We start from the raw sequence: 13,736 nt of genomic DNA on the forward strand, positions 1-13,736 counted from the left end.
CCTTGCCGCATGCGTAAAAAGCTCGGTGACATCCTGCCGCTTCTCATGGTCCTCGCGGGACTGGCCATCCTGCTGTATCCCACGGTGAGCAACTTTTTGGTCGAGCGCAACTCGAGTCGCGCGATCGCTAGTTACGACCAAGCGGTGGAAGACCTGAGCGAGGAAGAGTACGCCCAGATGCTCGCCGATGCCCGCGCATATAACCAGGGCCTTGCCGCGTTGTCGGGGGTGCAGACGGATGATTCGTCCGAAAGCGCCCCTGCCGACGCCGAGTCGCTCCAGGCGGCGTACGACGGTCTGCTCAACCTCAACGGCGACGGCATGATGGGATATCTCAGCATCCCCCGTCTGGATGTGAACATGCCCATCTACCACACGGTCGAGGAGCCGGTGCTGCAGGTTGGCGCCGGGCACATGCCGGAGACGTCTTTGCCGGTGAGCGCGCCGTCGGTGCATTCCGTGCTGTCCGGACACCGCGGCCTGCCTTCGGCGAAGCTGTTTACCGAGCTGGACAAGATGGAGGTGGGCGACCATTTCTTCATCCGCGTCCTTGGCGAGACGTTCGCCTACCAGGTCGACTCGATCGAGACCGTGCTGCCGAATGAGACCGAGAGCCTGGCGATTCGCGCGGGCGAGGATCTGTGCACGTTGGTGACCTGCACACCGTACGGCATCAACTCGCATAGGTTGCTGGTGCATGCCCATGGCATTCCGTATACGGAGGAGATGGAGCAGGAGGCCAAGGTTGAGGGCAACCCCATCAACCTGTCACTGCCCCACGTGATGCTCATCCTCGCGCTGATCGTGGTCGCCATCGCGCTGGGCGTGTTGGTGCTGCGCAGGGACGCACGTGCCGACGCCGAGCGGGCGCACCCTGGCGCGCATTCTAGGATTGAGGGGAAAGATAAGGGGGATTGCCGTAGTGGCGGATCGCACTTTAGATAGCGGGCGCGTTGTCCGTGTTGCACGTATTCGCAATCGGGTTCGCGCGGTTGCCGGCGTAGCTTTGTCATGCGGCGTCGCGTTGGGCGCCCCCGGTTTCTTTTCCGCGTGGTCCGCGGGTCCTATCGCGCCCCTTGAGGCCGCTGCCGCCGAGGCCGCTTCCACATGCTCGGGCTCCATAGTGGTGAAGGCACATCATCAGGTGGGCGGCAAAGAGGTGGCGCTCGCGGGCGATACCTATTCGCTCGCCCTGGTCGCAACGGGTAGCGTGAAGGGCTCGACTGCCAAATTCTCCACCGTGAAGGAGTTCGAGGCGTACGCCTGCGACTGGTCTTCGCTGGATGCCGCGGGGTTGCGGTCGAAGGCCAAGAAGATGGACGCCTTCGCGCGCGAGAGCGGTTTGTTCTCCGCTGGCGACGCCGTTACGGACGCAGACGGTACGGCATCGTTTGGCAGCGTGCGCTGCGGCGTGTACCTGCTGTCTCGCACGGCGAGCGCCCCTGGAAACGAGCGGGTTCTGATCGACCCGGTGCTGGTGCTGGTCCCGTACGGCGTCGATGGTGAGCTGAATTTTGGTGTTGAGGTGACCCCCAAGAGCGAGGATCCCAGCAAGCCGATAGATCCGGAGGATCCCGACGGCCCGGATGAGCCCGTAGACCCAGAGGATCCCGACAAGCCGGTTGACCCCGAGGACCCCGATGGTCCGGACAACCCGGATGGTCCCGATGAGCCGGCAGGACCCGACGATCCCGGCAAGCCGGATAATCCCCTGGACGATTGGCTTGAGGAGAACGGCCTGCCCCAGACCGGCGACGTTCAGTTCCAGGTCGCGGCGGTTCTCTTGGTGGCGGGCGTGACGATGCTGGTTACGTCGGGGCTGCTGAAGCGCCGCGGAACCCAAGGTGCCGATGATTCGGACGATTCCGATGACGCAGGGGTCGAAGCGAAGGGGGATGATTCCGACTGTCCTGATGAGCCGGAAGACTCCGTGGAACTTGGTGACTCCGGTGCGCTGGAAAGCGAGGATATCCCGGAGGCCGACCGATAATAGCGATTGAAGGGCGGTCCGTGTGCGAGTGCATGCGGGCCGCTTATTTTGTGCCCGTCTGCATGCTTGGCGTATGAGCGCAGACCCGGATGGTTCACAATGCATGCAAAGAGAGTTCTCGTCCACATACGTATGGGGAGGCGCGTTATGAGAAACGATAGGGATTTGCAGCGCGAGCTGGAGCGCATCGACCGTAGGGGCTACCCGGCGTACAAGGACCTGCGCGGCCAGTATGACTTTGGCGACTTTGTCCTGTCTATTGATCACGTGCAAGGCGATCCGTTCGCATCGCCGTCCAGCATGAGCGTGCGCGTGCCCAACGAGGTTTTGCATATTCCCGCAGGGCTGTGGGATGAGGTGCATAGGCGCACGGCGCTTGAGGACGTGCTGCTGCGCCGCTTCTCGCGCGCGCTGGCAGCGTGCAGCATGCGCGCGGGCGGCTCGGGTAAAAGCGGCGTGCTCGCGACCACGCGACCGGGGCAAGAGGTGCTGGCGCGCTCCGCCTGCGAGGTGCGCGGGGGCGCCGTGACGCTTCGCTTCGAAGCGGGGCTGCCGGCGCACGGTCGCACGGTTGACGGCCGCGCCGCCGCGAAGATGCTTCTTGATTTTGTGCCGGAATGCGTGGAGCGCACGCTGTTTGTGGACGATGGCCTGCTTGATCAGGCATGGGCGGCGGTTGAGCTTGCGGACGACCAGCGCGCCGCGCGCGAGCAGATGGAGGCGTCCGACCTGGTTGCCTTTGTTGCTAATGGATCGATCTTGCCGCGCGAGAGCGGTGTGTCCCAGAGGCCGCTAAAAAGCGCGCTTGCCTTCGAGGCCCCTGCGGAGCAGCGCGTTGTGTTGGATCTGCCGCACCGCGGCAAGGTCGCCGGCATGGGCATCAAGCGCGGCGTGACCTTGATTGTGGGCGGCGGCTACCACGGTAAGTCGACGCTTTTGCGCGCGCTGCAAGATGGCGTGTACAACCACGTTGCGGGCGACGGGCGCGAGCTTGTGCTGACGGATTCATCCGCGGTGAAGCTGCGCGCGGAAGACGGGCGCGCGGTGAGCGGCGTGGATATCTCGCTGTTTATCCGCGATCTGCCGGACGGGCGCGATACCTCCCGGTTTTCGACCGTGGACGCTAGCGGTTCGACTTCGCAGGCGGCGGCGACCGTTGAGGCGTACGAGGCGGGCGCGCGTGCGCTGCTGATCGACGAGGATACCTCCGCTACCAACTTTATGGTCCGCGATGCGCTGATGGAGGCCGTGGTGGCGCGCGAGTTCGAGCCCATCACGCCGTTTGTGGAGCGCGTGCGCGACCTGTGGGAGCGTGCGGGCATGAGCAGCATCATCGTCGCTGGAAGCTCGGGAGCGTACTTCTCGGTGGCAGACGCGGTGCTGCAGATGGATCGCTATCGCGTGCACGACATTACGGCGCACGCGCGTGCGGTCTGCATGGAGTTGGAGGTGCCCGCAACGCCGCGTGTCGCGGGGTTCGCCTTGCCTGCGGGCAACAGGGAGATCGCGGTGGCGCCCGTTGCTCCGGGGACGGATAGCGCAAGGGGCGACCGCGGCGGGCACGACGATCGTGGCGGACGCGGTGCCCGTGGTGGTTATGGTGGACGAGGAGCGGGGCGCGGACCCCGGCCCGATCGCATCAAGGTGCGGACCAGTGGTTGCGAGGAGCTGCAGGTGGGGCGGGGGAGCGCCGACGTACGTCTGGTGGAGCAGCTTGTTGACCCCTGCCAGGCCCGCGCGTTGGCGCAGCTGGTCCGCATGGGCGCGCAGGCGGGAATCCTCGTCCAAGGAAAGCCGGTCGCTAAAGCCGTCGACGAGTTGATGGCGCTGCTTGGTCGCGAGGGTTGGCGCGCGCTCGCGGAGCACGATTACGTCGCATGCGGCCTGGCCCTTCCTCGTCCGCAGGAACTCGCTGCTGTGCTTAATCGCTGGCGTGCTTGATGAGCGTGGGGATCGAGGGACACGCGGGCCGGCGCCGGTGTGCCTGGGGCATGCTTGGGCGATGCGCTTGTTGTGATTCTTGAACGTGGGCAGCGGGGCTTTGGGTACACTGGACTGCGCCCGTTGCACCCTATTTGATTGCGAGGGACTTATGAATGAAGACGATCCCGTACTTGTCGAGGAGCAAGCGCACCTGGACGAGCTCTATAAGCAGCTGCTTGGCTTTCGCGACGACCTGACGCACCAGCTCGAGCACGACCACAAGCAGGCCGCTGCCGACCTGGTCACCATGAGCGAGGAGATTCGCCCCGACTTTGGCGGAGCGGACGAGACCATGGAGACCCTAGCCGCCATCGAGACCCTGAACGCGGTTATCGACGCCTACAACCAGTACCATGACTTTAGCGTGGACCGTCTGCGCAAGGTGCTGCTGCTTCTCCGCCAGCCCTATTTCGCCAAGGTCCGCCTTAAGATGCGCCCCGATCGCCCGGCGCGCGACGTCTACATCGGCGCTGCGGGCATCACGGACGACCGTCACACGCCGCTGGTGGTCGACTGGCGCAACCCCATCGCGGAGACGTATTACAACCAGGAGAACGGCCAGACCAGCTATACCGTCAACGGCCGTTTGAAGACGGTGGAGCTGGAGCTGCGCCGCCAGTTCGATATTGAGCGCGACCAGCTGCACGCCTACTTCGACACCACGGTCGCCATCGAGGATTCGCTGCTGCTGAACGCCCTGCGCAAGCACCATTCCGAGAAGCTGCAGGCTATCACCGCGACCATCCAGCGCGAGCAGAACGAGGTGGTTCGCCATGCGGACGTCCCCGTCATGCTGGTCAACGGCATCGCGGGTTCCGGTAAGACCTCGGTCATGCTGCAGCGCATCGCCTATTTGCTGTACCACAACCATGAGACGCTCAACGCAAACCAGGTGTATCTCTTTAGCCCCAACGAGGTATTCGAGCGCTATATCGACGGTGTCTTGCCCTCTATGGGCGAGGCCAACCCGCGCCTGTACACCTGGCGAGATTTTGTCGAGGAGCAGGGGGCGGGCAACCGCGACGATGGCTCCAAGACGCCCGCGTCCTCGCTCAAACGTCTGGAGGACGAGATCGGCAGCCTGGTCATTACCACGGACGACCTGCGCGCCATCACCATGGACGATGTCACGCTGCTGTCTGCCGGCCAGATTGGCAGCGTGGTGGACAAGCACGCCAAGTGGGGCATTGGTCCGCGTTTTGTGGCCCTTACCTGCGACGAGTTGCGCGACCGCTTGGATCGCCGCCTTGCCGGCATGGCCCGCTCCGACGATTGGCAGGAGCGCGCCATGGGCCTGGACGTGGAGGCGCAGATCCAGATTCTGGGCTCTGTGATCGACACGTCCGATGAGGACGAGATCGCCCGCGCCACGCGTCGCTACCTGGATTATCTCTTTGCCGGCGCGGAGGCCGACATCGACCGTCTTACCTGGCTGCGCCTTGACCGCATAGGCATGCGCATGCTCGACCAGAAGACGCTGTCTGCCACCGAGCTTTTGTATCTGCGCCTGCTGATCTGCGGCCGCGGTACGTCGGATGCCCGCTACGTTATGATCGACGAGGTGCAGGATTATTCCGCGGCACAGCTGATGGTCCTCTCCAAATTCTTCGGCAGCGCGCATTTCTTGTTGCTGGGCGACCAGAACCAGGCGATTCGCGAGGGCACGGCGAGCTTTGACGAGACCCGTTCGATCTTCGAGGCGACCCACGGCCAGGTTGACGTGTGCCGTCTGCTGACCAGCTACCGTTCGAGCCCCGAGGTCACGGCGGTCTTTAGCCGCTTGGTCCACATGGGCGACGACATCAAGCTCGCCAGCGTGCGCCGTGCGGGCCTGGAGCCGCGCCGCGAGGCGTTCGCAAGCGATGGGGAGATCGCTGCCGCGCTGCGCGAGGTCGTCGCCGCGGCGCGCGCCGAGGCGGAGGGTGACCAGGCGGGGCTTACCGCCATAGTCGCCAACGACACCAAGGCTGCCTATCGCATCGCCAAGCTGCTGGATAACGACGTGCCGGTGCTGAAGAAGAACCAGTCGCTCCCGGCGAGCGGCGTGGTGATTGTGACGCTGGTCATGGCGAAGGGCCTGGAGTTCGACCATGTGGTCATTCCCGATGCGGATGCGACGACGTATCCGGATACGCCTCTGGCCCGCCGTCAACTCTATACCGCCGTCTCCCGCGCGATGCACCAGGTGACGCTGCTCTCCTGCGGCGAGATGTCGAGCCTTCTTTCCTAGCTTTTGGCTTATACCGCTGTATGCAAGGTCCGGTGAGCGCTGCTGCGTTTGCCGGACCTTTCTTATTGCGGACAAGGGGGCTGCAGGGAGGATCGTTATGCATGAATAAAAACGTGAAGATTGAAGTGGATCCTGAATAATGTAACCAGTTGGTTGCGAACCGTCAGACCAAGTGCCAGCTGCAGCAAACACTCTGATAAACTAAAGCACGTTGGTTACAGAAAGGACGCCCATGGATCGCACCATGCACACAGCATTGCATCTACTAGGCCTAGCGCTACTTAGCAAGGATACGCGCTAGGGTCCTTTCCGCACGTTGAATCGTTTGGCACCCACACGCGTATCCGTATCTGTCTAGCAGGTCGTTGGCGCGTATGGGTGCTTTTTCATCTCGCTTGGGCGAGGTTTCCGGCAAAGTCGGCCGCCAGTCCCCCTGCTATGACGCACATCAGCCCGTCGGCAAGTACCAGGAGGAACCATGAGCCGCAAGATCGCCATCTTCGATACCACCCTGCGCGACGGCGAGCAGTCGCCCGGCGCCAGCATGAACACCGAGGAAAAACTCATCATCGCCCGCCAGCTGGTGCGTATGAAGGTCGACGTCATCGAGGCGGGCTTTCCCATTTCCAGCCCGGGCGACTTCAAGAGCGTCCAGGAGATCGGCCGCATCGCCGGCGACGCCTGCACCGTCTGCGGTCTCACCCGTGCGGTCGATCGCGATATCGAGGTCGCGGCAGAGGCGCTGCGCACGGCAAAGCGCCCGCGTATCCACACGGGTCTGGGCGTGTCCCCCAGCCATCTGCGCGACAAGCTCCGCATGACCGAGGAACAGGCCATCGAGCGCGCGATCCATGCGGTGAAGTACGCTCGCAATTTTGTGGACGATGTCGAGTTCTACGCAGAGGACGCCGGCCGCTCTGACCAGGAGTTCCTGGTCCGCATCATCCAAGCCGCCGTTAAGGCGGGCGCCACCGTGGTCAACATTCCAGACACCACCGGCTACAACATGCCGTGGGATTTCGGCGCGCGCATCCGCGACCTGCGCGAGCGCGTCGACGGCATCGAGGACGTCACCATTTCCGTCCATACCCATAACGACCTTGGCATGGCGACGGCTCTCGCCCTCGAGAGCGTCCGCAACGGCGCCACGCAGATCGAGTGCACTATCAACGGGCTGGGCGAGCGCGCGGGCAATACCTCGCTTGAAGAGGTCGTCATGGCGATCCGCATGCACGAGGAGGCGCTCGACGCCCATACCGATATCGTCACCACCGAGCTCACCCATGCCAGCAAGTTGGTGAGCTCCATTACCGGCATCAACGTCCAGCCCAACAAGGCGATCGTGGGTGCAAACGCGTTCGCCCACAGCTCCGGTATCCATCAGGACGGCGTCCTCAAGGCGCGCGACACCTACGAGATCATCGATCCCGCAGACGTGGGTGCCGGCGGCTCGCAGATCATCCTGTCCGCCCGCTCCGGCCACGCGGCGCTTCGCCATCGCATGGGCGAGTTGGGCTATACCTTCAATGACGAGGAGTTCGAGACCATCTACCAGTCCTTCTTGGAGGTCGCGGACAAGAAGAAGGAAGTTTACGACGAGGATCTGGAATCCATAGTCCACGAGCGCGAGCGCGTGAGCGCGGCCATCTGGACGCTGGGAGCGGTTCAGGTCTCCTGCGGCTTCCCGCTCACGCCCACGGCCACGCTGACGCTTCTGGACGAGACGGGCGCCGAGCACAAGGTCTGCGCGTTTGGCACCGGCCCCATCGACGCCGTCTACAAGGCCGTCAACCAGGTGGTCTCCGTTGACAACGACCTGTCCGAGTTCGCCATCCAGGCCGTTACCCGCGGCATCGACGCCCTGGGCGAGGTGACGGTGCGCGTGACCGCGGCGGACGGCGAGGTCTACACGGGCCGTGGCTCTGATGGCGACATCGTGGTGAGCTCCACCAAGGCATACCTCAATGCCTTGAACCGCCTGATCTCCCACCAGCGCGAGCGCGCTGTATCAAGCGCCGCCGACACCGCTGACGCACAGTAGTGCGCCGCAGAAAGGAATTCCCATGACCAGACCCATGACCGTAGCCGAGAAGATCTTGGCAGCACATGCCGGCTTGGACGAGGTGCGACCCGGACAGCTGGTCGAGTGCGACCTCGACATAGTCCTTGCCAACGACATCACCGCACCCATCGCCATCGATGTGTTCCGCGAGCTGGGCGCCCAGCGCGTATTCGATCGCGATCGCGTCTGCCTGGTGCCCGACCACTACGCGCCCAACAAGGACATCAAGAGCGCCGAGCAGACCAAGAAGATGCGCGATTTTGCCCATGAGCAGAAGATCACCCACTACTGGGAGCAGGGCTGCGCCGGCATCGAGCACGCGCTGCTGCCTGAGACCGGTACCGTGGTGCCCGGCGACCTCATCATTGGCGCGGACTCCCACACCTGCACCTACGGTGCACTGGGTGCTTTTTCCACGGGCGTGGGCTCCACGGACGCGGGCGTGGGCCTGGCGACTGGTCGCGCGTGGTTCAAGGTGCCGCCCACCATTCGCTTCGAGATCGATGGAGAGCTGCCCGCCGGCGCCAGCGCCAAGGACATCATCCTGCACATCATCGGTCTCATCGGGGTCGACGGCGCGCTGTACCAGGCCATGGAGTTTGCCGGCTCCACTATCGAGGCGCTCTCCATGGAGGGCCGCATGACCATCTCCAACATGGCGATCGAGGCGGGCGGCAAAGCCGGCATCATCGAGGTGGACGATGTCGCGCGTGCCTGGCTGGACGGCCGCTGCCAGCGCGAGTACGTCGAATACCACGCGGACGCGGATGCCGAGTACGCCCGCGTCATCCACATCGACGCCGCGGATATCAAACCCTGCGTTTCCTGGCCGCACCTGCCCAGCAACACCCATCCGGTTGAGGAGAGCCGCCACATCACCATCGACCAAGCGGTCATCGGCAGCTGCACTAACGGCCGCATCGAGGACATGCGCGCCGCGGCCCAGATCATGCGCGGGCGCAGCGTGGCGCCGGGCGTGCGCTGCATCGTGATCCCCGCGACCCAGGCAGTGTTCAAGCAGTGCATGGCAGAGGGCCTGGCAGATACCTTCATCGATGCCGGTTGCGTGTTCTCCACCCCCACCTGCGGTCCGTGTCTGGGCGGATACATGGGCATTCTCGCCGCGGGCGAGCGCTGCGTGTCCACCACCAACCGCAATTTCGTGGGCCGTATGGGAGACACAACCAGCGAGGTCTACCTGGCAAGCCCCGCCGTCGCCGCGGCCTCTGCCGTTGCCGGACACATCGCCCTGCCCGCAGATTTGCCCGCGATCGAGAACAACTAAAGGAGAGCAGCCATGAAATTCAGCGGAACCGTTTTTCGCTACGGACGAGACGTCGACACGGACGTCATCATCCCCGCGCGCTACCTCAATAGCTCGGACCACGCGCATCTGGCGGCGCACGCCATGGAAGATATCGACCCTGCGTTCGCGACCACCGTCAAGCCCGGCGACATCATCGTGGCGGACGAGAACTTCGGCTGCGGCTCGTCGCGAGAGCACGCACCGGTCGCAATCAAGGCCGCGGGCGTGTCCTGCGTGATCGCCAAGAGCTTCGCGCGCATCTTCTACCGCAATGCCATCAACGTGGGGCTGCCCATTCTGGAGTGCCCCGCCGCGGTCGATGCGATCGCTGCCGGCGATGCCGTCGACGTTGACACCGAGGACGGCTCGATCGTAAACCGGCGCACCGGCGAGCGCTTTACGGCAGAGCCCTTCCCGCCGTTTATCGCAGAGATTATCGAGGCCGGCGGCCTGGTCGAGCGTACACGCGCCAAGCTCGCGGCTGCCGCCCCTGCTGCCGCGGGGGAGTAGCCCGTGGCCTCGATTCCCAACCCCTTTGCATCTGGTCCCAGTTCGAGTTCTTGGAGTTGCAACGTGAAGAAGACCTATACCATCTGCTGCCTGCCCGGAGACGGCATTGGCCCGGAGATCATGGCCGAGGGCAAAAAGGTCCTCGCCGCGGTGGGCGCGCGCTTCGGCGTGGATTTCGTCTGCAAGGACGCCCTTATTGGCGGCGCCGCTATCGACGCGTGTGGAGATCCGCTGCCGGCGGCCACCCTTGAGGAAGCCCGCGCCTCGGATGCCGTGCTGCTGGCTGCCGTGGGCGGTCCCAAGTGGGATACCACCGAGCCCGGCGCGCCCCGACCGGAGCAGGGTCTGCTTGGCATCCGTAAAGAGCTGGGCCTGTATACCAACCTGCGTCCGGTGCAGGTTTTCGCCCCGCTTGCCGGCGCCTCCACGCTGCGTCCGGAGGTTATCGACGGCGTCGATATGATGATCGTGCGCGAGCTCACGGGCGGTCTGTACTTTGGCCGCCGCGAGCGCTTCTACGATGAGGAGGGCGCGGGCGCGAACGGTGCTTCCGGCCAGCGCGCCTACGATACCTTGGAGTATCGCGAGTTCGAGGTCGAGCGCATCGCCCGTCAGGCCTTCGAGGCCGCGCGCAAGCGCCGTGGCCGCGTGGCGAGCGTCGACAAGGCCAACGTACTCGAGACCAGCCGCATGTGGCGCGAGGTGGTCCATCGCGTGCATGACGCCGATTACGCCGACATCGAGCTTGAGAACGTGCTGGTAGATAATGCCGCCATGCAGCTCATCAGCCGCCCCGCGGAGTTCGACGTGGTGGTGACTGAGAACATGTTCGGCGACATCCTGTCCGATGAGGCCGCGCAGCTCACCGGGTCGCTGGGCATGCTCGCCAGCGCCAGCCTGGGCGACGGCGTGGCGCTCTACGAGCCCAGCCACGGCAGCGCGCCGGATATCGCGGGTCGCGGCATCGCCAATCCCCTGGCGCAGATCCTCTCCGTCGAGATGATGCTGCGCTACAGCTTCAACATGGGCGACGCAGCCGATGCGGTTCGCGCCGCCGTGGTCGCCGTTTTGGACGAGGGCCTGCGCACGGGTGACATCGCCGATGATGAGACCCCGCGGGACAAGGTCCTGGGCACCGACGCCATGGGCACTGCGGTGGCACAGCGCATCTAGTACCGGGCCGCGCCAGCACGGCGCGCCGTATAATCGACGCGGGGTCGGTTGCGTGCCGGTCCCGCGTTTTGCTTGAAAAGCGACCGCGCGGCCCGGGCGGGCCTGCGGCATCAAAGGATGGGGGAGTATGGCGATGTTGGATGAGAAGATGGCCGAGTTTTCCAAGCTGGTGCAGGCGTGTCGCAGCTACCGACGCTTTGATGAGGCGGCGGGCATGCCGCGCGAGGTTTTGATCGACTTGGTGGACATTGCGCGTCAGACGGCGAGTGGTGCCAACCGCATGCCCTTGCGCTATCGCGTGGTCTGCGCCGAGCAGGAGCGCGCGGCGGTATTCGTCCACCTCAAATGGGCGGGTGCACTTAAAGATTGGGACGGACCGGCGCCGGGCGAGCGTCCTGCCGGCTACATTGTGATCTGCGACGCGGGCGGCGGTGCCACCACGGCGGTGGATGAGGGCATCGCGGCGCAGACCATTGTGCTGGCGGCTGCGTCTGCCGGCTACGGGGCCTGCATGCTGCATGCGTTCAACAAGGCGGAGGTTGCCTGCGCGCTTGGTCTTGCGCAGGACGTCGTCCCGTTGATGGTGATCGCGCTGGGCAAGCCCGGAGAGACGGTGGTGCTGGAGGATATGGCGACAGGCGCCGCCTCGACCGATTATTGGCGCGATGAGAAGAGCGTGCACCACGTGCCCAAGCGCACCCTGGACCAAGTGCTGCTCTGATGATTTGGGCCCCAGGGCGCGTTGTCCGGGGCAATGCGATGGATCCCCGCCGCGCGTCGTGCTCGGCGGGTTTTCTATGCGAGGCTGCGAGCGATGGCGCGCACCACGGCGTCCGCCGCGGTTGAGGTCTTTGCGGGATCTTCGACCACAAAGATGACCTTGCCCTTGATGCCGAATTCCGTGATCTCCGAGAACACCACCTTGGGTCCCTCGACCACATGGGAAACATCGCCTGCTGCCGTCTTTGCCATCGCAGCCAGCTCTTCTGCCAACGCATCGATATCGAATGGCTCGGCATCCTGCTCCTCGCGCTGTCGCGGCACCGCAAAGGGAACTACCACGCGGCTTGCCGGCAGCAGATGCACCAGCGCCGTTTTGGAGATGATGGAGTTGGGGACTATGACGGTCTGGCCTAGAGCGTCTTTGATGGTGGTGTGGCGCCAGCTCACGTCTTGCACCACACCGGTCTCCGAGCCCACCTCAATGTTGTCCCCCGGCCTGACGATTCCCATAAACGTTACCTGCAGGCCGCCGATAAGGTTGGAAAGCGTGTCTTGAAAACCCAGCGAGATCGCGATACCTCCAACACCCAGGGTGGTGATGATCGCGTTGGCGTTGATGTTGTATATGACGTCGAGGATGATGCTTGCGCCCAGGATCAGTATGGTCGCACGGACAATGTTGATAATGATGGACGAGGACGGCAGGGGATTGCTGTCCCGGTCGAGGATATGCCTCATGGCGCGAGCGACTATGCGCGAGGTGGCGAGCGTCGCCAGAGCTAGGACTACGGTCCAAAACGCCTGTTGAACCCATTGGATTTGGGCGATATGGATAAGCTGGGAAAAGAAATCTTGCATGGGATCCCCTTGCGATTGGATGGCATGCAGCACATGATACCCTCGCTCTGTCCACCGCAAACCCGCGCGCGATGTGGCTAGGGGGCGCTGGCCGGCCGCGTCGTGGCGGGCGTGCCGCCGTTGCACCCCTCCTCCTCGTCCAAAAAGTAAGAAGAGTAAAACTTTTTGTAGGGAGGTCCTTTCTTTTCCGTTAAAGTAATACGTAGCTAACTATGGAAGATGCCGATACGCGTCCTGCTCGCTAGCCGGTGCGCGTCCATGTCCTTAGGAGATATATGACGGAGAAGAACGGCGAACTCGTCCGCATTGCCCCCAAATCGATAGCGTGCCCGGATAATGCCGACGGCTTGGGTCCATCTGCCGCCGCGCCCGCTCGCCGCGCCGGCGGCGTGGGGCGGAAAGTGTGGGGAGCGCTGGGGCTTGCCACGTTTGGCCTGGGCGCCGTTGGGGCCGTGCTGCCGGTGCTTCCCACCACGCCGTTCATCTTGCTTGCCGCGTTTTGCTTCGCGCGTTCATCGCAGCGTCTCGACGTATGGTTTCATGGCACGGCGCTATATCGGGTGGTGTTCTCCGGTTATATGGAGCGCGGGATGATGAGCGTACGCGCCAAGCTCTCGCTGCTTGTCCCGGTGAGCGTTTTGATGGCGCTGGGCATGTACTTCACGAGCGGTATCCCTTTGCTGCGCGCGATCATCGCTGTGGTGTGGGCTGCTCATATTGTCTACTTTGGCTTATGGGTCAAAACGGATCGCGCGGGCGCATAGGGCATGCCTTGAGGATGGGCGCGAAAGACGAGCGCGAAGGTGCCTGCGAAGGTTAACAGCCTGTATCAACACCATATTATCGACACAAAAGAGCGGCGACCTCGGTAACATCTGGTGCCATTGGACGCGCGACTGCA

At 63.9% G+C, this 13,736-nt stretch carries 11 protein-coding genes; 10 read left to right on the forward strand and 1 reads right to left on the reverse strand.

The features are described from left to right. Positions 1-9: 9 nt before the first annotated feature. From B3H65_RS03015 to B3H65_RS03055, 9 genes are all read left to right on the forward strand, one after another. Positions 10-945, forward strand: coding sequence for a class C sortase (locus B3H65_RS03015; protein ID WP_286684079.1), 936 nt, complete (start codon positions 10-12; stop codon positions 943-945). Further along, positions 923-1,990: an LPXTG cell wall anchor domain-containing protein gene (locus B3H65_RS03020; protein ID WP_286684080.1), complete on the forward strand. Its 1,068-nt coding sequence runs from the start codon at positions 923-925 to the stop codon at positions 1,988-1,990. The genes B3H65_RS03015 and B3H65_RS03020 overlap by 23 nt, the downstream gene beginning before the upstream one ends. Positions 1,991-2,137: 147 nt before the next feature. Further along, a complete protein-coding gene (locus tag B3H65_RS03025) occupies positions 2,138-3,931 on the forward strand; it encodes an ABC-ATPase domain-containing protein (RefSeq protein ID WP_286684081.1) in 1,794 nt (597 codons plus the stop codon). A gap of 151 nt (positions 3,932-4,082) precedes the next feature. Further along, positions 4,083-6,203, forward strand: a complete 2,121-nt coding sequence (locus B3H65_RS03030) for a HelD family protein (protein ID WP_286684082.1) — start codon at positions 4,083-4,085, stop codon at positions 6,201-6,203. 478 nt (positions 6,204-6,681) lie between these two features. Next, a complete protein-coding gene (locus tag B3H65_RS03035; protein WP_286684083.1) occupies positions 6,682-8,244 on the forward strand; it encodes a 2-isopropylmalate synthase in 1,563 nt (520 codons plus the stop codon). Between the two features lie 22 nt (positions 8,245-8,266). Next, a complete protein-coding gene (gene leuC / locus B3H65_RS03040; protein WP_286684084.1) occupies positions 8,267-9,550 on the forward strand; it encodes a 3-isopropylmalate dehydratase large subunit in 1,284 nt (427 codons plus the stop codon). A 12-nt stretch (positions 9,551-9,562) separates the two neighbouring features. Continuing rightward, positions 9,563-10,081 (forward strand): 3-isopropylmalate dehydratase small subunit, encoded by a 519-nt coding sequence (locus B3H65_RS03045; protein ID WP_281694843.1) that lies wholly within the window; start codon positions 9,563-9,565, stop codon positions 10,079-10,081. Positions 10,082-10,144: 63 nt separating this feature from the next. Next, entirely contained in the window at positions 10,145-11,254 is a 1,110-nt protein-coding gene (gene leuB / locus B3H65_RS03050) for a 3-isopropylmalate dehydrogenase (protein WP_286684085.1), read from the forward strand. 127 nt (positions 11,255-11,381) lie between these two features. Further along, on the forward strand, positions 11,382-11,975 hold the full coding sequence (locus tag B3H65_RS03055; RefSeq protein WP_286684086.1) for a nitroreductase family protein: 594 nt from the start codon (positions 11,382-11,384) through the stop codon (positions 11,973-11,975). A gap of 74 nt (positions 11,976-12,049) precedes the next feature. Here the strand turns inward: B3H65_RS03055 and B3H65_RS03060 are convergent, their stop codons facing one another. After that, complete coding sequence (locus B3H65_RS03060) at positions 12,050-12,835, reverse strand: mechanosensitive ion channel family protein (protein ID WP_286684087.1); 786 nt, start codon at positions 12,833-12,835, stop codon at positions 12,050-12,052. A 275-nt stretch (positions 12,836-13,110) separates the two neighbouring features. Here B3H65_RS03060 and B3H65_RS03065 point away from each other — a divergent pair, with 275 nt between their 5' ends. Continuing rightward, positions 13,111-13,599 (forward strand): YbaN family protein, encoded by a 489-nt coding sequence (locus tag B3H65_RS03065; protein ID WP_286684088.1) that lies wholly within the window; start codon positions 13,111-13,113, stop codon positions 13,597-13,599. The last annotated feature ends 137 nt before the right edge of the window (positions 13,600-13,736 follow it).

Origin of the sequence: Collinsella sp. UBA1693 (genome assembly GCF_002320115.1) — a bacterium.
Taxonomy (GTDB): domain Bacteria; phylum Actinomycetota; class Coriobacteriia; order Coriobacteriales; family Coriobacteriaceae; genus Collinsella; species Collinsella tanakaei.